Genomic DNA, 24,852 nt, shown 5'->3' on the forward strand with positions numbered 1-24,852 from the left:
TATGCCTCCTATCTAGCTAAAATCGGCCTGACGTCTTTTATAATTTGCTGCAGTTGCTTGGAGCAGCTGGCATATGACTGCCTCGGTTGTTCTGCTTCCGTCGATAAAGCATACATTTCCAGATCGGCTTCGCATTTTTTCAATAGCGCGAGCAGCGCTGCTTTTTCTTGAGGCACAGGGACAGTAATTTTATCGTCGTAAAGGTCCACATATAGCTGACCGAAGCCGTCAACTTGTGCGAGATAGACATTATCGACAGTTACGCCAAGCTTCTCCAGTTCGGTATGAAGCCATGCCCTGCTCAACCCGATCGTAGAGAGCGGTTCGTCCATTATGTTTCCGTCAAGTATGACGGCCTGTGTCTCGGGCTCCGGAGAAACCTTGATCCCTAAATGAGATGGAGTTATAGGTTGATACTCTCTCTTCAGCAGCACATTGATTTCCCCACTGGGCTCGATGATAGCAAATTCAACCTCGGCCGCTTTGAATATGCTTTTTTTACGAAGCTGTTCCAGCAGCTCCTCGTTCGTAAGTTTTTCTTTCTTCAAATTGTCCTCAAGGATTTTGCCGTCCTTAATAAGTACGGTAGAGCTGTTATCGATCCATGTTCTTGCTTTTTTACTTTTGATCTGCAGAAATTCGATTCCTAGCGAGATGAGAACCCAGACACTCAGGGCGATAACACCGACATACCATTTATTCTCATAGTTTATTGAAATATAAGCAGCCAAATCTCCGATCGTAATCCCTGTAATGTACTCAAATAAGGAAAGCTGCGAGATCTGTCTTTTGCCAAGCAATTTGGTCAGAAGAAACAGGACCGAGATCGCAGCCAAAGTTCTTACGACAACCTCTAACCATATTTGCACAATGACACTCCTTTCGCTGCGGATTAAACACGGGTAACCAAATTATGTGCAGAAGCAGTTTTTTTACTATTACAAAATTTGGTATTTTGGAAGCGGTATGTTTTGTGGGGAAATGGTGAAATTATGATGGCGAAAAGTAAAGTTATTAGCGAAGGTGGTGAATGAAAAAATGACAGTAGCAGCACAAGTAAAAACGACGCTGGCGTCTTTAAAAAGCGCCCAAGCGAACCTGGAGCAATTTGCTCTGAACACGCAAAACCAAAACGCTAAAAATTTGTTTACTACTGCCGCTCAGCAAACGCAGCAAATCGTTGATCAGGTAGAAATGCGGGTTCAAGACCTTGAAAATGAAGAGCCGCAATACAAAGGATTCTAAATTAACGCAAAATGAAGGCTGGCCCAACGTCATAAGATGACAGCGGGGCAGTCTTTTTATGTTGGCTCCAAGAGTAGGATCCGCCTGACCATATTAAAGTAAAGCATTGATGTTCTGGATATCACTTTAGAACCATGTTATAATTTAGTGTAATGCATTTTTAAAATTATCATTAAGACTTTTGTGTTTAGCGATAGATTTAATTAAAGGAGTGGGCCGACATCATGGCTAAGGAAACGAAAGATTACTCCAAATATTTTGACTTCTCGGACGCTAAAGTCATTTCCGAAGACGAGCGCGGGAAGAAGATCAGAATCCGCGGACGGGATATTCAAATTCTTTCGGAGCCGGATCACCGTAAAGAAAAGCAGCGCGGAAAAGAGGATATTCAGGTACTGTACGACACCGCAGTGCCTGACGAACTCAAAGGGATCGGAACCGGTAAAAAATACATTATTTATACGTATGGCTGTCAGATGAATGAGCATGATACCGAAACGATGAAGGGCCTGCTGGAAGAAATGGGCTATACATCAACGGAGGAACGCAAGGAAGCGAACATTATTTTACTTAATACGTGTGCAATTCGGGAGAATGCCGAGGATAAAGTATTCGGCGAGCTTGGCCACCTGAAGGGATTAAAGACGGAAAATCCGGATTTGCTGCTTGGGGTATGCGGCTGCATGTCGCAGGAAGAGGTCGTCGTCAACCGAATTTTGCAAAAGCACGGCTTTGTCGATATGATTTTCGGCACACATAATATTCACCGTCTCCCTTACTTAATTCAGGAAGCGTTATTCAGCAAGGAAATGGTTGTCGAAGTATGGTCCAAAGAAGGGGACATTATCGAGAACTTGCCGAAGAAGCGGGAAGGCATGCGCGCTTGGGTTAACATTATGTACGGCTGCGACAAATTTTGCACCTATTGCATCGTACCGTTTACACGTGGCAAGGAGCGCAGCCGCCTTCCAGAGGATGTCATTGCTGAGGTTCGCAACTTGGCACGGCAGGGCTTCAAGGAAATTACGCTGCTGGGACAGAACGTCAACGCATACGGCAAGGATTTCACGGACATCGATTACACGTTTGCCAATTTGATGGATGATATCCGCCAGATCGACATTCCGCGTGTTCGTTTCACTACCTCGCATCCGCGTGATTTTGATGATGCTTTAATTGAAGTATTGGCGAAGGGCGGCAACTTGGTGGAGCATATTCATCTTCCGGTTCAATCCGGCAACACCGAGGTGCTGAAGCGAATGAGCCGGAAATATACGCGGGAGCACTATTTGGAGCTCGTAAAGAAAATCAAGACGGCGATTCCAAACGTAGTCTTGACGACGGATATTATCGTCGGATTTCCCGGGGAAACCGAGGAGCAGTTCGCGGACACGGTGTCACTCGTTTGTGAAGTTGGCTTTGACTTCGCTTATACGTTTATTTATTCACCACGTGAAGGGACGCCGGCCGCCGTCATGGAGGACAATGTGCCGATGGAGGTCAAGAAGGAGCGTTTGCAGCGGCTGAATGACGTCGTTAATGAACATTGCCGGATAAGCAATGACCTGCTGGAAGGGGCGATCGTCGAGGTGCTTGTGGAAGGCGAGAGCAAGAACAACGCCGACGTACTGTCCGGTAGAACACGGAGCAATAAGCTGGTTCATTTTGAAGGCAGCAAAGATTTGATCGGCAGCTTCGTTCAAGTAGAAATAACGGATCCAATGACATGGTATATTAAAGGAAACATCGTATCAGAGCAGGTTACCTCTGCTTAAACAGTAAGCTGGAGGGCGAATCCAGATACCGCGAAGGTGAAGCGGATACTCTGATGTGATCATAATAGGGAGGATAGAAACTTGGGACAAGAGCATGAGAACATGACAGATTGCGGAATTCCGAAATACAATTCCCGCGATCTTGTCATTCGGGAAGATATTATGTCTAAAGCAAAAGAGCTGGCAGAGCTCATAGGAACGAGTGAAGAGGTTCAGCATTTCCAGAAAGCGGAGCGTCTGATTCAGAAGCATGAAAGAGTACAGACATTAATTAGCGCCATTAAGAAGAAGCAGAAAGAAATCGTTGCTTTTCAGAGCTTCGAGAATCAGGCGATGGTGGACAAAATCGAGCGGGAAATTGATGAGCTTCAGGATGAATTAGACGGAATTCCGGTCGTTACCGAGTTCCAGCAAAGCCAGAGCGATATTAATTACTTGCTGCAGCTTGTTGTTTCTGTTATCCGTGATACGGTGTCAGAGAAGGTAAACGTCGAAGAGGGCAGTGAACCGGCTCCCTCATCGGGGTATGGCGAGTAAGTTGTCATTCAAGGTGCGGAGGCTTCCCCTTCGCACTTTTTTTGACCAGATATGATATATATTTATTGCCTTGTATATTTAATGAGGTTAAATATTAGAGATGTGTGCATATGTGTAATCGAATAGCGGCATCTATGCAATAATACAACTAGAAGGGTGATTACCCGCATCAGAACAGGGGGGACGATAATGGATTGGACGGATATCATGTCCCGCAGCGAGAGCTCATTCTGGGGACTGCTTGGCCTCCGGCTGTTATCGGCAGACAGTCAGCGCGTTGAGATCGGTCTTACCGCTAACCAGTCGCACCTAAATTCTATGGGAATTGTTCACGGTGGAGTGCTGTCTTCGATGATGGATCAGGCGATGGGGATGCTAGTAACCGCTGTTAAAGGCGGCCAGGAGGGTGTAACGACCCATTTGAATATTAACTATCTAAGTCCGATGTCCGCCGGAGAATTAATTGTAACTGCCTATCCGCTGCATGAAACTTACCGGACGATGACATTGCGGGCCGAGGTTTGCAATAGCGAGGGGATACTAGGTTGTATTTCGACCGGCACCTTCCGCTTGCCAAAAGATAAGGGGAAAGCCGTCACAGACCGGGGCTAAATTAAGTTTTAATATAAGATAGGGCTAAGGAAATGTTGTCGCAGCGAAAGCTGCGCAGCATTATCATATGATTAATGTGGTGATTCAAGATGAGTATGGAACAGGAAAAGGAACAGGATCAGGGACAGCAGCGATATGATGCTAAGAAATACAGGACGCCGGACGGCATTCCTGCCGATATCGTCATGTTTACATTAGCGAAGCAGGAGCGGAAGGCGTCAACGAAATCCCTCCCAAGGTTCGATTTGAAGGTGATGCTGATACGACGGAGAAGCTGGCCGTTTGCCGGTGCCTGGGCGCTGCCGGGAGGATTTTCCCAAGAGGACGAATCGCTGTACGAAACAGCTCGCAGAGAGCTGAAAGAGGAGACAGGGGTAGACGGCCATCATTTGGAGTATCTTGGCGTGTACAGCAAGCCGGGCCGGGATCCGCGCGGATGGATTATTTCGCATGCTTTTTTCGCTCTCGTAGAGGAGTGGGTGCTGGAAAAACGCCAATCGGCGGACGACGCCCAGGAAGTAGGATTGTTTACGGTCAAGGAGGCGCTGGATGATTTGCAATTGGCGTTCGACCACCGGGAGATTTTGGAGGATGCATATAAAAGAATTCAGCAGCAAATGCTCCATACTACGATTGCGAAGCAGTTTTTGCCGCCTCATTTTACACTAGGTGAGCTGTATCAGGTCATTCAGACCGTCGTTCCGGATTTTGCCGAGCTGAACTTTATTCGCAAAATTACGTCGACCCGCAGCAGGCAAGGCATTTTGGAGGAGGTACATGATGAGAAGGGCGTTCCGATGCTGTCCAACCAATACTCGCAGCGGCCGGCTCAACTGTATCGCTTTACGGATTACACGCCGCGCCTGTCCATTTATACGTAGTGACTCGTAAATCAGTTTTAAGGTGTGTTTTACATACAACGGTGAAAGCTTATAATAATAAATACAGCATTTTGGATTCGTTTTCAGCGCTTCAGGGATGAAGCCGCTGTGGAGTTTTGGAGAGAGGATGAAAGAAATATGGAAAGCGCAAGTCTGGCGCTGCATACGGATAAATATCAAATCAATATGATTTACGCGCATTGGGTGAATGGCACCCATGAGCGTAAGGCCGTGTTCGAGGCTTACTTCCGCAGACTTCCTTTCGGCAACGGGTATGCCGTGTTTGCGGGCTTGGAACGCATCGTGCAATATATATCCAATTTGCATTTTACAGATAAAGATATGGCGTTTTTGGCTAAGCAGGAGGAAGAATACGATCCGGCATTTCTGGAGCTGTTGCGCAGCTTCCGGTTTAAGGGGAATCTTCATTCCGTTCCTGAAGGCGCGCTTGTCTTCCCAAATGAGCCATTGATCCGTGTAGATGGGACCATTATGGAAGCTCAGCTTATCGAGACAGCATTGCTTAATTTCATGAATTTCCAGACGCTGATCGCCACGAAGGCATCCCGCATTAAACGGGTAGCAGAAAAAGAGGTGCTGTTGGAATTCGGCACGCGCCGCGCCCAGGAAGCTGACGCCGCCATTTGGGGTGCCCGGGCTGCCTATTTGTCCGGGTTCGATGCAACATCGAATTTGCTGGCTGGAGAAATTTTCGGCATCCCGACGAAAGGCACGCATGCGCATTCCTGGGTACAGAGCTTTGACTCCGAGCTTGAAGCGTTCGAACGGTTCGCCAAAGCGCTTCCCGATCAAGTCTCGCTGCTCGTTGACACGTTTGATACGCTGGATAGCGGCGTGCCGAATGCGATTAAGACCGCTAAACTATTGGAGAGTAAAGGGAAGCGGCTTAGCAGCATTCGGCTGGATAGCGGCGATTTAGCCTACTTGTCGATCCAGGCTCGCAAAATGCTCGATGAGGCAGGTCTGCCTTACGTCAAAATCGTCGCCTCTAACGACCTGGATGAGAATACGATCTTTAACCTGAAAGCCCAGGGGGCCCGGATCGACATTTGGGGCGTGGGCACTCAGCTTATTACGGCTGCAGACCAGCCGGCGCTTGGCGGGGTGTACAAGCTTGTTGAACGGGAGAAGGATGGCCAAATGGAGCCGGCGATCAAAATTTCCGCCAATCCGGAGAAAGTAACGACACCAGGCAAGAAAGACGTGCTTCGAATCGTCGATAAGGAGAGCGGTAAAGCGATAGCGGACTACATTTGCTTTCCTCATGAGCAGCAGGCGCGAGATGGAGGCAAGCTCCGTCTGTTTGATCCGGTTCATCCCTATCTGAAGAAATCCGTTAAAAACTATACGGCGGTATCTATGCTGCAGCCCATTTATACAGATGGCGAGCTTGTGTATCAATTGCCTTGCTTGGAGGAAATCCGGGAGTATCACAAGGAGCAGCTGAAGATGTTTTGGCCGGAGTACCTGCGAAAGCTTAACCCGGAAATTTACCGGATCAATTTAAGCCAGGAAGCTTGGGAATTAAAGCAAAGTTTGATCGAAGAGTATATGGGCCATTCCGAAGATTAATTTAAATATGTATATTTTGAGACTGTTACCAGGCAATTTGCCCGGGGCAGTCTTTTTTTTAGCTATTAGAAAGTATAAAGTACGTGGCCAGAATTTCCTGATAAGGCATGAAAAACTGCCGCTAATCGCGGTCTATCTTAGAGAATACGCCGCTGGACGTTTTTTTATTTCTCGGGAAAGCGCAAAAAACGCTATTTTCAGCGCTGCTGCCCGCCCCATTCGACACTGGTCTCAAAACTGTCCTTATGACATTTGTTACATCCGTCACACCCCACATATGATAAATTGAAAAATTAATCGAGGGTTTATTGACTCGAAGAAAAAGCACTGCATTTGAAGTGTGTTTTCATCGTTTTTTAGCTTTTAATAATGTCGTTATGATGAACTCGCAAAGGCGAAGGAAGGGAGTCAAAGCGCGTGGTCCAATTACCAAAATTGAACGAGTTGGGTTTTTTTGAAATTAGGCTGGAGTCCATCGGAGGGCTTGGTGCGAATCTTGCCGGCAAGATGCTGGCCGAGGCAGGAGTTGAGGGAGCTGGGCTTAACGGGGTAAGCTTTTCTTCCTATGGATCGGAGAAGAAGGGTTCTCCGGTGAAAGCGCATATCCGTTTCTGTGATCTGAAAACACCGATTCGGGATACCTCGCCCGTAGAACGGCCGCATATCGTCGCTATTTTCCAAGAAGCGCTCGCTAAGACTGTAAATGTGATCAGCGGAATTTATGAAGACAGTACGGTGCTTGTAAATTCACGGAAATCTCCGGCCGAGCTCAAAAATCAAATGAAGCTGCTCGGCGGAACGATCGCTGTTGTCGATGCTACGGGAATCGCTCTCGAAGAGAAGAACCGTGTCAACATGGCGATGCTGGGGGCCATGTTCCGGCTGTGTCCTTTCCTGGATCCGCAAACGATGAAGGACGTTATCCGAAAATCACTGGAAGCGAAATATCCTCAGTCGGTTGCTCCTGCACTGGCTACATTTGAAAGAGGGTACCAGGAAGTGACGTTCGAAACTTTTCCGCTGCCAGAGGGAATGAGCATGCCTTCATTCGTTCGGGCTGATACGCCAATTCTTGGCTATCAAACGCAACCGATTGGAGGAATTGTCGCCAATCCGGGCAACAGTATTTTGAAAGATTTAAGCATTTCCCGCTCGGGCATGATGCCTCATTTTAAAGCAGACGCTTGCATTCACTGTGCGCAATGCGACAACGTATGTCCTGACAACTGCTTTGTCTGGGAGGAGCTGCCGGATAAAAGAGGACGCTTACAGATGTTTTTGCAGGGGATCGATTATCAGTATTGCAAGGGCTGTCTGAAATGTATTCATGCCTGTCCTACGGACGCACTGTCCGGGGAGCGGGAAGAAGAAGGATATGCGGAAGCGAACCGTTTCCCGCATCGTTTTGACCTGGCTGTACAGTAAGAAGAGATGTCGGCGGACGAATGCTATGGTTGAAGAAGTCTAATATATTATAGAAGGGCGGAAGCGATATGGCGATGGATATTGCAAAAGAGCGAGGCACTGCCAAAGTGGAGCAGCGGGTAGTCTATGAATCAGGCAACGAAATGGCGGCATATGCAGCGCATCAAATAAATTATCATATCATGGGGTATTTTCCGATATCCCCCTCAACAGAAGTAGCTCAGTTTCTCGATTTAATGAAGGCTAACGGTGAGCATGACATTAAGCTGATTCCTTCTGACGGGGAACACAGCTCTGCGGGAATTTGCTATGGGGCATCTACAGCCGGCGGCCGGGTATTCAATGCTACGAGCGCTAACGGTTATATGTATATGCTGGAACAAATGCCAGTCCAGTCAGGAACACGATTTCCGATGGTCATGAATTTGGTGTGCCGCTCTATTTCCGGCCCATTGGATATTCACGGCGACCATTCCGATTTGTATTTTGCACTGAATACCGGCTGGCCGATCTTGATGTGCCGTGATCCTCAGGCGGTATATGACATGAATATTATGGCCATTAAGCTGGCCGAAGATCCGGAAGTACGGCTGCCTGTACTCGTTGCCTCGGACGGTTATTTTACATCGCATCAGAAACGCCGTGTGCATACTTTTGCTCATAAGGAAGATGTATTGAAATTTGTCGGCGAGCAGCCGCCAGCCGGGTTTCCTGATACGCTTGACCGCAATAACCCGATTACCGTCGGTCCGTACATGAATGAGCCGGACTATATCAACAACCGTTATCAGCAATCTCAGGCGATGTACAAGGCGGAGGAAGTGTTTGAACGGATTGCGGAAGAGTATGAGCTGCTGACTGGAAGAAAATATGAAATGCTTGATACGTACCGGATGGAGGATGCGGAAGTTGCTGTTTTCTTGATGAATTCTGCGTCTGAAATTATTAAGGATGTAGTGGATAATTTGCGGAGCCAGGGAATCAAGGCCGGGTCGATTGCGCCGAACATGATCCGTCCATTCCCGCAGCGGAAAATCGCCGAAGCGTTGAAAAATGTCAAGGCGGTCACCGTAGGGGATCGGGCAGACTCCTATGGGGCGCATGGCGGAAATATGTCAAACGAAATTAAGGCTGCGCTGTTTACTTATGGCAATACGACGACCCAGGTAGTCAGCCGCGTATACGGACTGGGAGGGAAAGAGTTTTATGCCGAGGATGGCCATTATTTATTTTCTCTCGCTATTGAGGCGGCGAACAGTCAGCGCGTAGAGGTGCCGTTCGACTATTACGGACATACTCCGGGAGATGCGGAGAAGGCTCCGAAGCGGTTGCTGAAGCCGCTGCGTTTTGAAGATTTGAAAACAGGGCTCATTACAGTAACGAAAAATGAAGAGTCCGGAAAGCTTGGCGTCCGTATTCCTCCGCTGCGCGCCTTGACCAAGAAGCCGAAGCGCATTGCACCAGGGCATGGCGCATGTCCGGGCTGCGGCATTTTCTCGGGACTTGAGCTGTTCTTTAAAGGGATTGAAGGGGATATCGTCGCTTTATTTCATACGGGCTGTGCAATGGTTGTCACGACGGGATACCCTTATTCCTCCCATAAGGCAACTTACATCCATAATTTGTTCCAAAACGGGGCGGCGACGCTGTCAGGCGTTGTGGAAATGTTCTGGGAGCGCAAGCGCCGGGGCGAGCTGGATGATCTCGGATTGCAGGACGATTTCACCTTTGTGATGGTTACCGGAGACGGCGGGATGGATATCGGCATGGGACCAGCGATTGGCGCCGCGCTGCGCAACCATCGCATGATCATCGTGGAATATGACAATGAGGGCTATATGAATACAGGTGCTCAGCTGTCTTATTCGACTCCGCTAGGGCATCGTACATCTACTTCGAATATCGGTTCCGTTCAGAAGGGGAAAGTGTTCCATCACAAGGACACGGCACAAATTATGGCGGCCACCAACATTCCCTATGTGTTTACTGGCAGTGAAGCTTATCCGCAGGATCTGGTCAAAAAAGCGGCCAAGGCCCAATGGTACGCTCAGAATGAAGGGCTGGTCTATGGTAAAATACTAATAGCCTGTCCACTGAACTGGATTAGTCCTGATGATGAAGGGACAAATATTGTGGATGCTGCGGTAAATTCCTGCTTCTTCCCTCTTTATGAGGTTGAGCGCGGTGAAACTGCCATAACGTACAATCCGGATGAGAAGGGCAAAAGAGTTCCGCTCGTGGATTGGCTGAAAACGATGGGCAAAACCCGCCACTTAATAAAACCGGAAAACAGTGAAGCTCTTGCCGAGTTTGAACGGGAAGTGAACCGGAGATGGCAAGTGCTGCTGGCCAAGCATGAGCATCCGTTTTTGTAGGGCTAAGCTATTGCACGAATTTAATGTTGAAATCAGATCATCGCAGCTATGTCCTTGCGCTGATAAAGGGGAGGCGATTTCATGGAGACAGCTTTTCGCGCATTTCGTGTCCACAGGGATGAAGAAGGATTCACATCCGGGGTGGAAACGCTGAGCATCTCCGACTTGCCGGAAGGCGACGTTACGGTTGAAGTGCATTATTCCAGTGTCAATTATAAAGATGGGCTCGCCAGCATACCTAACGGCAAAGTGGTCAGCAGTTATCCGTTGGTGCCTGGAATTGATCTGGCAGGCATAGTGCTCAGCTCGCGCAATACAAAGTTTAAGGCCGGAGACAGTGTACTTGGTACAGGTTATGGACTCGGCGTGTCTCATTGCGGAGGGTATGCGGAAATCGCCCGTATGCCTGCAGAGTGGCTGGTGCCTTTGCCGGAAGGTCTTACACTCCAGGAGAGCATGGCGATTGGCACAGCCGGATTCACCGCTGCTTTATCGGTTGAGCGGCTATTGCATAACGGACTTGAACCCGCTGACGGCCCTGTTCTCGTTACGGGCGCGACTGGCGGCGTCGGCAGCATGGCCGTGAACATTTTGGGCAAGCTTGGTTTCGAAGTCGTTGCTTCCACGGGAAAACCCGAAGCCGAGGAGGCGCTGCGGCGCTGGGGGGCTTCTTCCGTCGTTTCGCGTGAAGCAGCCATGGGCGCTGTGAAGGGGACGCTCGGCAAGGCACAATGGTCAGCCGTCGTCGACCCTGTAGGCGGAGCTGGAACCGGCGAGATTATGAAAGCTGTAAAATACGGCGGCTCTGTTGCGTTATCCGGATTAACGGGCGGCGGAGCATTTCAAACTTCTGTGTTTCCTTTTATTCTTCGCGGCGTCAACTTGCTTGGGATCGACTCGGTCTACTGTCCGATGCCTGAGCGGGTCAAGCTGTGGCAGCGCCTGGCGGCGGCATGGAAGCCCGAGCAGGTGCTGCGTGAAGCCATTAAAGTGTATCGGCTGGAGCAGCTTGAAGAAGCCTTTGGCACGGTACTGAGCGGCAAGGCGCTGGGGCGCCAGCTCGTCTCCTTGCAAAGTCGTTGAATATGTATGTAATAAGAAAAGGGCTGTCCCCAAAGTGATCATTGATGACTGAGAGGCTCCCTTTTCTTTCAAAAAGCTTTCTGTTTCTTCGGAATCAATTTTCGCCCTTGCCTGGATAATCCTATTCTTAAGCTCCTCTTAAAAAAGCTGCCGGATACTAAGCTGTCAAACATTATGCTTACATACACAAATGGATTTTATGTAACTAATTATGCTCAAAACGAATGCCTAAGGGGATTAGATGGATTTTATGCATCTATAATCAAGAATCCATTACCTGATTGACAATTTCCTTCTTCTAACGGCATGAAATCCATTTAAATTTACATATCCTTCTTGGCCGCAGAAACTAACTACTATAAATCCATTAGATAAGTGTTGAACTATTAAAAAAGTTGTAGGGCAAGTAAATCCTTGAGCAAAGCTTAGGATAACGTCGTGTTTGAGATCGTGGCATTAGCCCATCATCTACTGAAAGTGACAGGCATCCGCTCGCTACTCTTCGGAAAAGAAGACAAACAAAAAAGTTGGACGGAAAACATTACGTTTTTCCGCCCAACTTTTTATTTTGGTGACTTATTGGGCAGCCCTTTTTTTGTTATTAGGATGTCCTACGGTTAGGTTGAGTCCGCCTCCTCGTATGAAACGAATGGACAGGAGACAATCTAATGCTGAATAGTGTAAGGAGTACAGGAAAAAAGAAGGAGGATGGGGATGAAGATGCGGGGGCTTTATTTATATTTCAGCGTGCTCCTGGTCCTGCTGGCGGCTACTGCAGGGTGCGGCGGGGGCAGCAACAGAATTGCTAAGGAAGAGCTGGATCGAGTGCAAATGAAAACGTACCGCAAAGGAAATATACGACAGTTAAATCAAGGGAAAACGCTGAATAATGCACTGCTGCAAAACCTGCAAGCCGAATGCGCCAAACGCGGCATCCGGCTGACGAAAGGGACCTATGCTGATTCACTGGACGGTACGATCAGCTATAGCTATTTAATTGAAAGTGATCCCCGGCATTTCGTAATCGTCTACGTTTACCCATCAGAAAGTGTACGTATTCGGGAAATGGCAGAAATTTATGGCGACGGAATCGGAATCGCTCAGGGGGATAATCGGCCAGCGACCAGAGGGGCAGCGGTTATTTCCGCACGCGGAAGGACGGCCATCGTTTACGGCTCCAGCGGACAAACAAATATGCACTACCATGCTGATATGAAAGCGATATTCGAAGGGCTGCTGGAGCGGATATCCAACCCGTGAATTTGTTATTAAGAGCACTCAGCGGGCAATAGTACTATGATTTGATCATCGTCATGTAACGCCGACTACCGCGCACTGGGAGCTTTGCGCGGTGCCTATGCTTTGTAAATTTCACGCATGACATGCCTTAGCTCGGGGATTATGATTCGCTCCATGGCAAGTTTAACGGCCGCTTGCGAGCCCGGCATGGAGAAGACGGCCATGTTGCTTAGCGTCCCGGCAATGGCCCGGCTTAATATGGCGGCGGAGCCGATATCCTCCGTAAAACTCAAGTAGCGAAAAATTTCCCCGAATCCGGGCATTTCTTTGTTCAATAAGCTGCGAACCGCCTCGTAAGTCGTATCCCGGGGGGAGATGCCGGTACCGCCGCTGAGCAGAACGGCCTCTATACTGCGGTCCGATGCTGCTTCGCGCAGCAGCTGGCGAATGCTGTCATAGTCATCCTTAACGATTTGATATTTAACGATGTGATAGCCGTTCGCTTCGAGAAGATTTCGGATCAGTTGACCGCTTGTATCATTTTCAGAGGTCCGGGTATCGGACACGGTTACGATCATGCAGGAAACATGCTCAGGCGCCTCGTTGCGGTGTTGTTCAATGGATCTCATAGTCTCGTTTCCTTTCTAAGTAAGGTTTTGTTCCTATTCTAACATCATTCCCTGCCGTTTATTGCCGGGACAGGTTGCATCCGGGAAAGGCATAGTGTAAACTCGCTCTCATGGAAGTGGATTTGAAAGCGGGGGAATTTAGGATGTCAGAAGCGGAATTGAATAAAGTTACACCTATTTATATATTATCCGGTTTTCTCGGGAGCGGCAAAACGACGCTGCTGCAGCGCATGTTGTCCTTTTGGAAAAAACAGGGGCTAAAGCCTGCGGTCATTATGAATGAAATTGGAGATATTAATTTGGACGGCATTCTTGTAGATGAAGAGGTGCCGATGGCTGAAATGCTGGGAGGCTGCATTTGCTGTACGGTCCGTGGCAACCTCGGTATTCAAATGTTCGAGCTCATTCGTACGGAGCGGCCTGATCTCATCGTCATTGAAGCGACCGGTGCGGCGAACCCGATGGAAATATTGGATGCGGTAACCGAGGTGTCGCTGACGGCCAAGCTTGACATCCGGCCGATGATTACGGTTGTCGATTCGGTCCATTTGTTGGCGCTCCATGAAGCCCAGAAAGGAAAAACGTACCGTCTGATGATGGAGCAGATTCGCTGCGGTTCCGTTCTTATCATGAATAAAATCGATAGATTGGACGAAGGACAGGCACAGGAGGTTCAAGCATTGCTGCAGCGCTTGAACCCGTTTGCCAAACTTCTTCCTGCCGAAAAATGCGATGTAGATATTGATGCTCTTACTACTATGTATAGTCGCCAAGCTGCGAATCATGATCACAGTTGTGATATGGATATGGATAAGAGTAAGGAATCGAATAAGGACAAGGAACAGAAAAAGGATACGGATAAGGAAAAGGATAGCAGCTGTCAGCAGGAACATACGCATACAACCCATGAACATGTAACGGTTTATGCGCATTATTTTCAGGAACCTGTAAACAGCGAGCTGTTTGAACAATTTCTTGCCGAGCTGCCCAGAGAAGTATACCGCGGCAAAGGAGTGCTAAGCTTCTCCGACACATCAAGCCGTTTTTTATTCCAATATGCTTATAGGGAATCTGACTACATAAAAATAACGCCTCAAGGTTCAGTGCCTGATGTAGCTGTATTTATTGGCGAGCATTTTGATAAAAATAAGCTTGCGAATCAGCTGCGCCAGCTGGAAGTCAGATCTCGTTAGCCATTGTTCATATTTCCCATACCGCTCTTGATCGTTTCACTTCAGGCTGTTCCTGGTTAGTTTAATAAGGAGATTGTTAGTGGAACTAAGGACAAACTACGCTCTACAGCTCTCAGGAGGGATAGAAAAATGACTCAGGAAAAATACAGAGTATGCATTGAAGCTTGCCTGGAATGTATGAATGCTTGTAATTATTGCTATGTTTCCAGTTTGAAGGAATATGATCTGGCGATGTTGCGAGAATGCATCCGCCTTACCCGGGAATGTGCGGAGATTTGTTCTTTTGCTGCAGAGTCCTTATCGAGAAACACGCCTTTTGCCAAAGAAATATGCGAGCTCTGTGCGAAGGCTTGCGATGCCTGTGCAGCGGAATGCGGCAAACATGAGCACCATCACTGCAAACAGTGTGAGCAGTCCTGCCGGCGCTGCGCAGAAATATGCCGCAAAATGATTCAAGCCGCATAACACACACCGCGCGCATCTCCCAGCGCGCGGTGTTTCGCTGCATGACAGCGGTCGGTCGACCACATGAACATGAAGCAGGGAAAGCCACGCCTTCAATATCACTTCGGAAAGCTGTCATTTTGCTGAAACTTTCCAGCCCGCCGCTGCGTCTGAGAGGATAGAGGTGATAAATGATGAAATTTAAAAAAATGAAAATGGCAGCTGCGCTTATGCTGTCGAGCTCTTTGCTGCTAGCCTCCTCTGCTTCCGCATTCAATGATGTTGAAGGCAAGGATGCAGCAATTACAAAGTCATTGCATCAAAAAGGCATTATTCACGGCGTGACCAAAGACAAATTTGCCCCTAAGAGTCATCTCACAGGAGCGCAAGGCGTGAAAATGATCGTACAGGCGTTGGAGCTGAAAGGAAAACACGGAGGAAAAACCGGTAATGGAGCTGGATTCTGGTACTCCCATTCACTGCAAATCGCTAAGGACAACGGCATTAAATTGCCGGCCGATTTCAAGCCGAATGAGAAGCTGACGCGGGAAGCCTTCGCTGATATTTTGCTGCAAGGCGTCAATGCAACCGGCAATTATCCGGTCGTGAAGATGTACATCAATATTGCGGATTCGAAGTCGATTAACCTGGACTACATGAACAGTATCCAGACGCTGCTGCTTATGAACATTGCCTCCCTGGATGAGGACGGCAAGTTTCATCCGAAGTCAGCGATCAACAGGATCGAAGCAGCCCGTTTAGTGTACAATGCGGCGGAGTTTGTGCGCAATCATCAAGACAATACGATCCCGGATAAGGAAGGGGAGGGGCATCTGGATCAAGTATCCTACAATGTGGAGAAGGTAAACAACGAGGTGAACAGAGTTGTGTTAACCCGTGCTAACCAGCCTCATCCCGGTTATGGGATTTCTGTAGCCAAAGTGGAGTTCAATGAGAAGACGGCGGTTGTATACTATGAACTGCTGTCCCCGGAACCTGGCAAGTTTTATCCACAAGTAGTGACAGACTCCAAGATAGAAACGTATGTAGCCAGCCATTATCAAGTGAAAATAAAACAGTTGAAAAAATAAGCTAATGCCAAAACGCCACTCACGGTTCCAAGGTGAGTGGCGTTTGCTGCATCTTATTTAGTTGACACCGTCAACGTTTGAGTACCGCCGATTTTAACCCGGCTCAGGTTGGATTCATCGCTGTTCGCCCGGATGCCGCGCTTAAAGGCTGCGAGCCGGAAGCGGAGCCGGAAGCTGTCTCTGCAGTCGTCTCTGCAGCGGTTTCTGCGGCGGCATTTCCAAGCTGGAGGCGGTACATTTGATGATATCTGCCGCCGAGAGCCAGCAGTTCCTCATGCGATCCTTGTTCAACGATCTCGCCGCGGTGCAACACGAGAATTTGATCAGCGCTTCGAATGGTAGAGAGGCGATGAGCGATAATAAATGTCGTGCGGCCCCGTTTCAAAACCTCCAGCGCCGATTGAATGAGCGCTTCCGTCTCTGTATCAATATTAGCGGTCGCTTCGTCCAAAATTAGAATCGCCGGATCAAAGGCGAGCGCCCGGGCGAAGGAAATTAACTGACGTTCGCCTGCGGATAGAGTGCTCCCTTTTTCCACTACCGGTTCATCAATTCCTTTGGGCAAATGCTGCAAAATCCGCATCGCTCCAACGTCTTCCAGCGCCTTGATAACTTTTTCCCGCGTAATGCGTTCATCGCCCAGGCTTACATTCGAGGCAATGGTGCCTGTAAACAGGAATGGGTCCTGCAGCACGATGCCCATATGCTGGCGAATCCATTGCTTCGGCAATTCGGTTACCTTCTGGCCGTCAATCGTAATGGTTCCTTTTTGAGGATCGTAGAAACGGAACAGCAGGTTAATGATCGAGCTTTTTCCTGACCCTGTATGTCCAACGAGAGCGACGGTCTGCCCTTGCTTTGCTTCAAAGTTAATGTTTTTCAGCACAAAATCTTTCTTATAGGCGAAAGAAACGTTGTTGAATTGTACATTTCCTTTATAACGGGGCATGAAGCCGTCTGTTACTTCTTCACCCGGTTCATCCATCAGTTTAAAGACGCGGCCTGCGGATACCATCGACGAATCGAGAGCGGCAAGCTGGTTCACCATTCCGGTGATCGGCTGGAACAGCCGACCCAGCACATCGACGAAAGCGTACAATACCCCGATGGAGATGAATCCTAAGCCGGTTAACTGGGCTGATCCGAAATACCATAGAACAACGGCGAAGGACAGGCTGCGAAGCACATTGACGAGATTGTGCGAAGTCAGTGCATTCAAATTGAGCATTTTGTTCTGGTGCTTCATATAATCGTCATTTAAGTTTTCAAATTCCTCCTGCGTCTGCTTTTCACGCCGGAAAATGCGAATGATGGTCATCCCTTGAATCGATTCGTTAATGATCGCGTTAATTTCGCTCAGGCGGGAACGAATAATGGTGTTGTACTTCGTTGCAAACTTTCTATAGAGTACAACCCACAGCCAGATGACCGGAACGACAAAAAGACAAATTAGTCCAAGCCGGACATCGAGCAGAAACAACGCCACATATACGCCCAGCATGTTGATGATGCCCGAGAAGAAGTTGGATAGTACAGCGATGAATAAATCCTTGACGGCTTCGGTATCGTTGGTCACCCGGGAGACAACTTTTCCCGCTGGCAAATTGTCAAAGAAGTTCACCGGCAGGCGCTGGATATGACTGTAAACGTCCGTGCGAAGCTTGCGGATGACTTTATTTGCCGAGGACTGCAGCCAATACGTCTTGCCGAATTCCATGACGATGGCGATGGCTAGAAAGACGAAATACCAGCCGACCAACGCGATGATGCCCGGAACCTCCGGTTTGTAAAAAGCGAACAGTTCAGTTGGCTTCAATTTAACAGCCGGATATTGGAACGCACTCCCGTTGTAATCGATCGTTAGCACGCCGTTGCTGAAGCTGCGCTCACCGCTGGCCTGGGTAACGGGCTCATTAACGAATACGAAAGATGTTCCGGTTTGGAGGACCCGGACTTCCTGTCCTTTGGGCTCCCCGGCGGCAAAACGGTCGCCCCGCTTGAAGTAACGTCCATCGTAGGCCGCTGTTTCTTCACTCGCGGCCGTGGTTTCATAGAATGGCCTCTCGATGGCGAGGATATGATCATCGATCATGGAGCGGGCGATGAACGGCCCAGCCAGTTCCGCTGCTACACCAATAGCGAGCATAACCAGGGCGAGAATAAAAGTATTTTTCGCTGTGAGTGCGTATTTAAATAATGCTTTTCCTGTATGAGTATGCATTATGACACCTCCCCGTCAGTAAGGTCGGATTCCACCTGCTGGCGTTCGTATTGTTCGCGGTACCACCCGCCTGCCCGCAGCAGTTCTTTATGGGTACCCTGTTCGATAATCCGGCCTTTCTCCAGCACGACGATCCAATCGGCATGTTCTACGGCAGAAAGGCGGTGCGTGGAGATCAGTGTAGTTTTGCCGGAACGCTTGTTGCGAATATTATCGATAATTCGTGACTCCGTACGGGCATCGACCGCGGAGAGCGCATCGTCCAAAATAAGAATTTCCGGATTGGCGATAAAGGCTCTCGCCAAGGACACTCTCTGCTTCTGGCCGCCGGAGAGGGCCACCCCTTTTTCCCCGACCAGCGTATCCAGCCCGTCGGACAACGTTTCCAGATCCTGATCAAAGGCAGCGGTGCGAATGGCCTCCATTATAAGTTCATCGGATGCATCCTTACACCCGAATTGAATGTTCGCTCTGACGCTTTTGGAGAACAGAATCTGCTCCTGTGGAACATAACCGACCCATCCGTGCAGCTGCTGCAGAGCGATATGCTGGATCGGTACGTCTGAAATCGTAAACTCCCCTGTGCCAGCAGGATATTCGTGAAGCAGCTGCTTCAGGAGCGTAGACTTGCCGCTGCCGGTTCTGCCAACGACGCCGAGTGTTTCGCCGCGCCGGACCGATAAAGTAATTTGGTCCAGATTGAGCATGGCAGAGGTCGGATATTGAAACGTGTAGCCGTTAAACTGGATCGTGTCAGGCTGCGCCACAATTACCGGATCGTCAACGTCCTCGACATCGGGCTTCACGCTAAGCGTTTCGTTAACCCGGTCGAGCGATGCGCCGCCGCGCTGCATAATGTTGATTAATTCGCCGATGGCAAACATCGGCCAGATCATCATGCCGAGATACATATTGAAGGATACGAGAGCGCCAAGCGTCAGCTCGTTATGAAAGACGAGATAAATGCCATAGGTTAAGCCGATGGCATAGCTCAGGCCGACACAAAGCCGAATCGTAGGCTCGAAGTAGGCATCGACCCGGGCCACAGCTAGATTTTTACGGTAAACGTCATCCGTTACGTCCTGGAACCGTCTTTCGTCCAGCCGTTCCTGCACATATGCCCGGATTACCCGGATGCCGGCAACCGATTCGAGCACCTGATCGTTCATGTCGCCAAATGCGTCCTGGGCGAGCGTGTATCGCTGGTGAATAATCCGGCCATAAATCATCATCGCCAAGGCGATGAACGGCAGCGGAATGATCGCGGCAAAAGTCAATTTCCAGCTGATGAGCGTGCCCATCGCTACGAAGATGACGGTCAAATAGACGGTTGAGTCGGTTAAGGTCAGCATGCCGAAGCCGGCCGTCTGCGCCACCGATCTTAAATCATTCGTTGCCCGGGCCATCAGATCACCAGTCCGGCTCCTTTCAAAAAACGGCGGGGTCATTCTTGTCAAATGGCTCATGAACCGCGAACGCAGCAGGCGCTCGATCAGATTGGAGCCGCCAAACAATTTGTGCATCCATATATAAGTCATATAATAGATGACGATGAGTATGCCGATGATCATAAAAATATATTGAGCTAATGCGGTCCAAGTGATCGAGCCGCTAACGATGTCATCAATTGCGCTGCCAAGCAGTCTGGGTGGGACGAGTTCGAAAATCCCCGTGAAGATCAAGAGAATCAGCCCGATCGTATACCGCCGTTTTTCCCGCCGGAAAAACCAGCCCAGTTTCTGGAGAACGGAAAACATAACAGTTTCCTCCTATTCCTAAAACCCATTTTGATAATGTAAATGGTAGTTTGGTTTGAATCAATTTGTAAAAAAAAGCAAAAAAGGCATATCGTCCGTAAACGATATGCCTTGAAAGCTTCACATATAACGCGTACGCTGCTATCTGAATCAAGCAACCGCCGCTTAAATGGCCTAACCTGTTCCCGTTAGAAGGCAGCGGGGAAAGGCGGATTAGAGAGTTTGTTCAAGCCAGCAGGGGTCACTCCGGTATTTAATTGTAGTGTTGCGATAATTCGAGCTGCAGGAGTATGATGAATAACAAACACCGTGATCACCCTTTCATAGTTATTAGTTATTGGTAATTAATGCAATTGAGATCTCATATGTTTTTGAGTTTAACACCGCTTTCCGAGGAATGTCAATTTTTATTTTGGCAATTCGCTGAGGAATAGTCTAAAATAAGGAGAAGATAGGAGGGGATCGAGATGATCAACGTTACGAAAGATGCGGCCGCCTGGTTCAAAAACGAACTTGATGTACAGGAGGGGCAAGCGATCCGTTTTTTTGCCCGCTATAGCGCCGGAGGAACGATCCATCCTGGATTTTCACTCGGCATCGGGATTGAAAGCCCCGTATCTCCAGGAGCTAAGTCGGAAGTAGAAGGGATTACTTTCTATATGGAGGATAAAGACCTGTGGTATTTGCAGGGCTATAAACTGAACGTCATATATAATCGGAACCAGCAGGATATTGAATACGAATATGAAAAGACCGAAGCGGCCGGGGTTCAAGGCTAGCCAGCGGAAGATCGCTTCCGCAGCGCGGTGCAAAGCGGTAGCGTACAATCAGACATCAGCATTTTTTGCAAAGGTAAAGGCCCGTATATACGGGCCTTCCTTTTGTGCTAATGGGGTTAATGGCGCTGATTATGATTTGAGAAGATATTGTCTTCCAACGCAAATTCAAAATCCTGTATATCGAACACCTGAACGGGAAGCTCGGCTTCAATAATGCGGCGGATGAGCTCCAACTGGTCCGTTAAGACCGGTGAGTCCTCACGCTGCGCAGTCAGCACGATCTCTGTCTCGATCGGGTCAAGAAATTCACCGTATTGTTCATTATCAAGCGCGTTGACTACAGTCCAGGATACATTTTCGCCAAACAATATGCCTGAGCTTTTGGACCAGGGGACGTTCAGAGTTCGTTCCAGCTTTTTGCGGTTTAATGGCTCTTCCAAGTAAGCTATTAATTCACTAATTTTATTCTTCACATGCAAATCATCAGCCGGATCATGCATGAGCGGTTCTGGACTCTGTTGAAATTCGTAGAGCTCCATGACGGTGGTATAGGGTACAATATATTCCACAGGCGCACTTGGCGCAAGCAATTCACCATAAATCGCCACCATCACGGCTTCGATTACAAATCGACGTGACATGGTTATCCTCCTACAAGCGGTTGCTGCACTTATCGCTGTCTTGACGCTACAACAGTCTGCGTTCCAAACTCATACTGACAGCAACATATTATAGGGAGTATATCATATCATGAATACAATGTGCAGCTTTGATCGGTAAAAATGAATGACGAATGGAGGAAGGTTATGCCTGAATCACAGCATCTGGCACGGCAAGCTGGCTTGTCTCCGGGTGTCCTTGCCTGGATTAGGAAGCAATGCGGAGCGCAGTGGCACATTCGCGGTATCCGCCCGCTGTTAGGGGGGATCTCGTCTGCCGTCTACGAGCTGGAACTGGAGGGAAACGGCGAGAGCGCCAGTTGGGTGCTTCGCCAATATACGAACCGGGACTGGCTGGAAGAAGAACCGGATCTCGTCGCGCATGAATCGGCTGCGCTTCAAGCCGCATCGGAGTGCGGGATTGCAGCGCCGGGCTGGCTCGCCTCCGATTCCAATGGAGGAGGCAGCGGCACGCCTTCCGTCCTCATGTCGCGCTTGCCAGGCGAGGTCGTTCTTATGCCAAAAGCCCGGGCAGGCTGGCTTCGCGGGCTCGCCCAAGCGCTGGCCCATTTGCATCTTCAAGGAACGAAGTCGTTCCCTTGGACTTATTTTTCATATATCGATCCGACTCGTTTCAGTCTTCCCGAATGGACGGGGAAACCTGAGGTTTGGCGGGACATCTCCCGGGTCATTCAGGGGCCGGAGCCAGCATATACGCACCGGTTCATTCATCGCGATTATCATCCTGGCAACGTGCTGTGGGAGCATGGGCGGGTGTCCGGCATCGTCGACTGGGTCAATGCCTGCTTGGGGCCGTCAGGAATCGACATCGGTCATTGCCGGGTGAACTTGGCGCAGCTTCACGGGCCTGAGGCAGCTGACCGGTTCCTCGAAGCCTACATGGAATGCATGCAGGGCGGGCAGGGAGCTGAATACGACCCTTACTGGGACATGGTGACCTTAGCGTGCTACGTTTCGGATGGTCTCGAGGTATACCGTGGCTGGACAGATCTTGGCGTAACGCATCTGAACGAGGAGTTGCTGGCTATACGATTGGATGAATATGCGGAAAGTCTGCTGCAAAGACGTGCGGCCAGCCTTATAACGCGTTAATTTCGTAATTATGGAATTATTTACGGGTCATTGATTTCTACAACATTCAAATTCGTCTAACAGAATAGCATAAGGGATGTGCGCATCAGTTGAAACATTGGAAAGCTTATTTTGCTTTTGTTAAACCTTATACGAAATGGATCTTGCTTACATTATTTATAGGCGTGCTGAAGTTCGGTATTCCGTCAATGCTGCCGCTGGTGCAGAAGTATGTCGTTGACGATATTTTGCTGAATAAATCGATCGGGCTTCAGGATCAGGTCTCTCAATTGATGATCGTACTCGGGATCACTTTGTTCCTCTTCGTCATCGTTCGAGGGCCGGTGGAATATGCCCGGCAGTATTTCGCGCAATTGATTACGGCTAAAATATTGTTCGATCTGCGGAACCGGCTCTACAGCCATTTACAGAAGCTATCGCTCCGTTATTATCAGAATACGAAGGTAGGGGAAATTATTTCCCGCTTCATTAACGATGCAGAGCAGACTAAAAACATTGTTGAAGTCGGCATGATGAACGTGTGGCTGGACGCTTTTACGCTCGTATTTGTGCTCGGCTTCATGTTTTATCTCGATCCGGTACTGACACTTGTCTCCATTGCGATTTTTCCACTGTACGCTATTGCCGTTAAGGTGCTGTACAAACGCTTGAAGCAGCTGACGAAAGACCGCTCTGCAGCGCTTGCGGGCATTCAGGCCTATCTTCACGAGCGGATTCAAGGCATATCCGTCATTCGCAGCTTTGCCCTTGAGAGACATGATCAGGCCAAACTGGAAGGGATCAACGGAAATTATTTGCGCAAAGCGCTGGCACACAGCCGCTGGAATGCCTGGACGTTTGCCATCATCAATACGCTAACGGACATCGCGCCGCTGCTTGTTATCGGATATGGCGGATACCAGGTGATCCAGGGAAATTTGACGCTCGGCACATTCGTAGCTTTTTTCGGCTATCTGGATCGTTTGTATTCGCCTTTGAAACGGCTGATCAATTCCTCCACTGTCCTTACCCAGGCTTCCGCCTCATGGGAAAGAGTGCTGGAATTGCTGGAGGAGCCCTATGATATGGTGGATAAACCCGATGCGCTTACGCTGCCGAAAGGAAGCCAGGAGATTGCCTTGCAAAATGTATGGTTTAAATATCATGACTATGATCCGTGGGTGCTAAGGAACATTACGCTGAAAATTCAGCCTGGTCAAACCGTCGCCTTCGTCGGCATGAGCGGCGGGGGGAAATCGTCGCTCGTAGGACTCATCCCGCGATTTTATGACATTCAAAAGGGAGTTCTGAAGGTCGGCGGCCGGAATGTAAAGGACTGGACGATGGAGAGTTTGCGCGGTGGAATCGGGATGGTGCTGCAGGATAACTTTCTGTTCAGCGGCAGCGTTCGCGACAACATTCTGCTGGGGAATCCGGACAGTAGTGAGGAAGCGGTCTATAAGGCTGCGCAGGCCGCCAACGCGCATGATTTCATTATGGAGCTGCCGAACGGGTACGATACAGAAGTGGGGGAACGGGGCGTAAAGCTGTCCGGCGGACAGAAGCAGCGGATTGCGATCGCCCGCGTATTTTTGAAGGATCCGCCGATTTTGATTTTGGATGAAGCTACTTCAGCGCTCGACTTGGAATCCGAGCGATTAATCCAGCAGTCATTGCAGCAGCTCTCCAAAAGACGGACAACCCTGATCGTTGCCCACCGGCTGTCTACCATTACACATGCGGATCAAATTTTGGTAATGAAAAACGGCGGGATCGCCGAGCGGGGAACCCATGATGAGCTGATAGAAAAAGATGGGGTGTATGCGCAGCTTTACAACATCCAAAATCTTAACCCATAGTTCTATATGGCCTTATACTAATCCTTAATAAAACATGCGCCCATGAAGCTACTGCTCCATGGGCGCATGTTTCTTCAGGCTTTAGCCAGTTGGTTATTGTTTGATTCTAGCTATGATGAACGATAAACAGACAGCCCTCCACATTGCTACATCTCGTAGGTTAAAATGGAAAGTGGAAAGACCAACCATTTCAGAGCTACATAGCAAAGGAGAGCTGATACTATGCAGTCTATCACAAAATTCGTCGGTTTAGATGTATCCAAAGAAAAAATTTCGGTGGCCATTGCGGATTCAACCGGGGAAGCCCCTCGCTATTACGGGAGCATTCCACATTCGGCGGCGGCACTTCGTAAACTCATCAAA

Annotated in this window: 21 protein-coding genes; 16 read left to right on the forward strand and 5 right to left on the reverse strand. The window is 49.0% G+C overall.

From position 1 onward, the window contains the following. Nucleotides 1-8: 8 nt before the first annotated feature. Nucleotides 9-869, reverse strand: a complete 861-nt coding sequence (locus tag G358_RS0126245) for a DUF421 domain-containing protein (RefSeq protein WP_019640241.1) — start codon at nucleotides 867-869, stop codon at nucleotides 9-11. A 169-nt stretch (nucleotides 870-1,038) separates the two neighbouring features. Between G358_RS0126245 and G358_RS0126250 the strand changes: the two genes are divergently transcribed. From G358_RS0126250 to G358_RS0126295, 10 genes are all read left to right on the forward strand, one after another. Beyond that, complete coding sequence (locus tag G358_RS0126250) at nucleotides 1,039-1,245, forward strand: DUF1657 domain-containing protein (protein WP_019640242.1); 207 nt, start codon at nucleotides 1,039-1,041, stop codon at nucleotides 1,243-1,245. Between the two features lie 224 nt (nucleotides 1,246-1,469). Further along, nucleotides 1,470-3,020, forward strand: coding sequence for a tRNA (N6-isopentenyl adenosine(37)-C2)-methylthiotransferase MiaB (gene miaB / locus G358_RS0126255; RefSeq protein ID WP_019640243.1), 1,551 nt, complete (start codon nucleotides 1,470-1,472; stop codon nucleotides 3,018-3,020). 102 nt (nucleotides 3,021-3,122) lie between these two features. Next, the gene (locus G358_RS0126260) at nucleotides 3,123-3,557 is read left to right on the forward strand and encodes a YlbF/YmcA family competence regulator (RefSeq protein ID WP_033404558.1); all 435 of its coding nucleotides are present in this window, start codon (nucleotides 3,123-3,125) and stop codon (nucleotides 3,555-3,557) included. A 189-nt stretch (nucleotides 3,558-3,746) separates the two neighbouring features. Continuing rightward, nucleotides 3,747-4,169: a PaaI family thioesterase gene (locus tag G358_RS0126265; protein ID WP_019640245.1), complete on the forward strand. Its 423-nt coding sequence runs from the start codon at nucleotides 3,747-3,749 to the stop codon at nucleotides 4,167-4,169. An 89-nt stretch (nucleotides 4,170-4,258) separates the two neighbouring features. Continuing rightward, nucleotides 4,259-5,050 (forward strand): NUDIX domain-containing protein, encoded by a 792-nt coding sequence (locus G358_RS0126270; RefSeq protein ID WP_019640246.1) that lies wholly within the window; start codon nucleotides 4,259-4,261, stop codon nucleotides 5,048-5,050. Between the two features lie 138 nt (nucleotides 5,051-5,188). Next, nucleotides 5,189-6,643, forward strand: a complete 1,455-nt coding sequence (locus G358_RS0126275) for a nicotinate phosphoribosyltransferase (RefSeq protein WP_019640247.1) — start codon at nucleotides 5,189-5,191, stop codon at nucleotides 6,641-6,643. Nucleotides 6,644-7,060: 417 nt separating this feature from the next. Then, nucleotides 7,061-8,068: a 2-oxoacid:acceptor oxidoreductase family protein gene (locus G358_RS0126280; protein ID WP_019640248.1), complete on the forward strand. Its 1,008-nt coding sequence runs from the start codon at nucleotides 7,061-7,063 to the stop codon at nucleotides 8,066-8,068. 68 nt (nucleotides 8,069-8,136) lie between these two features. Next, nucleotides 8,137-10,443, forward strand: coding sequence for a thiamine pyrophosphate-dependent enzyme (locus G358_RS0126285; protein WP_019640249.1), 2,307 nt, complete (start codon nucleotides 8,137-8,139; stop codon nucleotides 10,441-10,443). Between the two features lie 81 nt (nucleotides 10,444-10,524). Further along, entirely contained in the window at nucleotides 10,525-11,526 is a 1,002-nt protein-coding gene (locus G358_RS0126290; RefSeq protein ID WP_019640250.1) for an acrylyl-CoA reductase family protein, read from the forward strand. Nucleotides 11,527-12,240: 714 nt separating this feature from the next. Next, complete coding sequence (locus tag G358_RS0126295; RefSeq protein WP_019640251.1) at nucleotides 12,241-12,786, forward strand: hypothetical protein; 546 nt, start codon at nucleotides 12,241-12,243, stop codon at nucleotides 12,784-12,786. A gap of 95 nt (nucleotides 12,787-12,881) precedes the next feature. Here G358_RS0126295 and G358_RS0126300 read toward each other — a convergent pair whose 3' ends face one another. Beyond that, nucleotides 12,882-13,394 (reverse strand): MogA/MoaB family molybdenum cofactor biosynthesis protein, encoded by a 513-nt coding sequence (locus G358_RS0126300; RefSeq protein WP_019640252.1) that lies wholly within the window; start codon nucleotides 13,392-13,394, stop codon nucleotides 12,882-12,884. A 143-nt stretch (nucleotides 13,395-13,537) separates the two neighbouring features. Here G358_RS0126300 and G358_RS0126305 point away from each other — a divergent pair, with 143 nt between their 5' ends. From G358_RS0126305 to G358_RS0126315, 3 genes are all read left to right on the forward strand, one after another. Continuing rightward, entirely contained in the window at nucleotides 13,538-14,587 is a 1,050-nt protein-coding gene (locus tag G358_RS0126305) for a CobW family GTP-binding protein (protein ID WP_019640253.1), read from the forward strand. 129 nt (nucleotides 14,588-14,716) lie between these two features. Then, nucleotides 14,717-15,052, forward strand: a complete 336-nt coding sequence (locus tag G358_RS0126310; RefSeq protein WP_019640254.1) for a four-helix bundle copper-binding protein — start codon at nucleotides 14,717-14,719, stop codon at nucleotides 15,050-15,052. A 170-nt stretch (nucleotides 15,053-15,222) separates the two neighbouring features. Next, complete coding sequence (locus G358_RS0126315) at nucleotides 15,223-16,122, forward strand: S-layer homology domain-containing protein (RefSeq protein WP_019640255.1); 900 nt, start codon at nucleotides 15,223-15,225, stop codon at nucleotides 16,120-16,122. Nucleotides 16,123-16,225: 103 nt separating this feature from the next. On the opposite strand, the gene G358_RS0126320 is transcribed toward G358_RS0126315, so the two are convergent. Continuing rightward, a complete protein-coding gene (locus G358_RS0126320; RefSeq protein ID WP_019640256.1) occupies nucleotides 16,226-18,343 on the reverse strand; it encodes an ABC transporter ATP-binding protein in 2,118 nt (705 codons plus the stop codon). After that, on the reverse strand, nucleotides 18,343-20,100 hold the full coding sequence (locus G358_RS0126325; protein ID WP_019640257.1) for an ABC transporter ATP-binding protein: 1,758 nt from the start codon (nucleotides 20,098-20,100) through the stop codon (nucleotides 18,343-18,345). Before G358_RS0126325 ends, G358_RS0126320 begins: the two co-directional genes overlap by 1 nt. A gap of 467 nt (nucleotides 20,101-20,567) precedes the next feature. Here G358_RS0126325 and G358_RS0126330 point away from each other — a divergent pair, with 467 nt between their 5' ends. Further along, entirely contained in the window at nucleotides 20,568-20,879 is a 312-nt protein-coding gene (locus G358_RS0126330) for a HesB/YadR/YfhF family protein (protein ID WP_019640258.1), read from the forward strand. Nucleotides 20,880-20,995: 116 nt separating this feature from the next. On the opposite strand, the gene G358_RS0126335 is transcribed toward G358_RS0126330, so the two are convergent. Next, nucleotides 20,996-21,520, reverse strand: a complete 525-nt coding sequence (locus G358_RS0126335) for a hypothetical protein (RefSeq protein WP_019640259.1) — start codon at nucleotides 21,518-21,520, stop codon at nucleotides 20,996-20,998. A 165-nt stretch (nucleotides 21,521-21,685) separates the two neighbouring features. Between G358_RS0126335 and G358_RS0126340 the strand changes: the two genes are divergently transcribed. Continuing rightward, a complete protein-coding gene (locus G358_RS0126340; protein WP_019640260.1) occupies nucleotides 21,686-22,651 on the forward strand; it encodes a phosphotransferase family protein in 966 nt (321 codons plus the stop codon). 89 nt (nucleotides 22,652-22,740) lie between these two features. Continuing rightward, nucleotides 22,741-24,489, forward strand: coding sequence for an ABC transporter ATP-binding protein (locus G358_RS0126345; RefSeq protein WP_019640261.1), 1,749 nt, complete (start codon nucleotides 22,741-22,743; stop codon nucleotides 24,487-24,489). Nucleotides 24,490-24,852: the final 363 nt, after the last annotated feature.

Origin of the sequence: Paenibacillus fonticola DSM 21315 (assembly GCF_000381905.1) — a bacterium.
GTDB lineage: Bacteria > Bacillota > Bacilli > Paenibacillales > Paenibacillaceae > Fontibacillus > Fontibacillus fonticola.

Bases quoted from the DNA above. Each gene is read 5' to 3' on its own strand.
- G358_RS0126305 (WP_019640253.1), top strand. From the start codon at position 13,538: ATGTCAGAAGCGGAATTGAATAAAGTTACACCTATTTATATATTATCC.
- G358_RS0126250 (WP_019640242.1), top strand. From the start codon at position 1,039: ATGACAGTAGCAGCACAAGTAAAAACGACGCTGGCGTCTTTAAAAAGC.
- G358_RS0126330 (WP_019640258.1), top strand. From the start codon at position 20,568: ATGATCAACGTTACGAAAGATGCGGCCGCCTGGTTCAAAAACGAACTT.
- G358_RS0126275 (WP_019640247.1), top strand. From the start codon at position 5,189: ATGGAAAGCGCAAGTCTGGCGCTGCATACGGATAAATATCAAATCAAT.
- G358_RS0126310 (WP_019640254.1), top strand. From the start codon at position 14,717: ATGACTCAGGAAAAATACAGAGTATGCATTGAAGCTTGCCTGGAATGT.
- G358_RS0126270 (WP_019640246.1), top strand. From the start codon at position 4,259: ATGAGTATGGAACAGGAAAAGGAACAGGATCAGGGACAGCAGCGATAT.
- G358_RS0126320 (WP_019640256.1), bottom strand. From the start codon at position 18,343: ATGCATACTCATACAGGAAAAGCATTATTTAAATACGCACTCACAGCG.
- G358_RS0126295 (WP_019640251.1), top strand. From the start codon at position 12,241: ATGAAGATGCGGGGGCTTTATTTATATTTCAGCGTGCTCCTGGTCCTG.
- G358_RS0126265 (WP_019640245.1), top strand. From the start codon at position 3,747: ATGGATTGGACGGATATCATGTCCCGCAGCGAGAGCTCATTCTGGGGA.
- G358_RS0126260 (WP_033404558.1), top strand. From the start codon at position 3,123: ATGACAGATTGCGGAATTCCGAAATACAATTCCCGCGATCTTGTCATT.
- G358_RS0126325 (WP_019640257.1), bottom strand. From the start codon at position 20,100: ATGTTTTCCGTTCTCCAGAAACTGGGCTGGTTTTTCCGGCGGGAAAAA.
- G358_RS0126290 (WP_019640250.1), top strand. From the start codon at position 10,525: ATGGAGACAGCTTTTCGCGCATTTCGTGTCCACAGGGATGAAGAAGGA.
- miaB (WP_019640243.1), top strand. From the start codon at position 1,470: ATGGCTAAGGAAACGAAAGATTACTCCAAATATTTTGACTTCTCGGAC.
- G358_RS0126285 (WP_019640249.1), top strand. From the start codon at position 8,137: ATGGCGATGGATATTGCAAAAGAGCGAGGCACTGCCAAAGTGGAGCAG.
- G358_RS0126335 (WP_019640259.1), bottom strand. From the start codon at position 21,520: ATGTCACGTCGATTTGTAATCGAAGCCGTGATGGTGGCGATTTATGGT.
- G358_RS0126300 (WP_019640252.1), bottom strand. From the start codon at position 13,394: ATGAGATCCATTGAACAACACCGCAACGAGGCGCCTGAGCATGTTTCC.
- G358_RS0126315 (WP_019640255.1), top strand. From the start codon at position 15,223: ATGATGAAATTTAAAAAAATGAAAATGGCAGCTGCGCTTATGCTGTCG.
- G358_RS0126340 (WP_019640260.1), top strand. From the start codon at position 21,686: ATGCCTGAATCACAGCATCTGGCACGGCAAGCTGGCTTGTCTCCGGGT.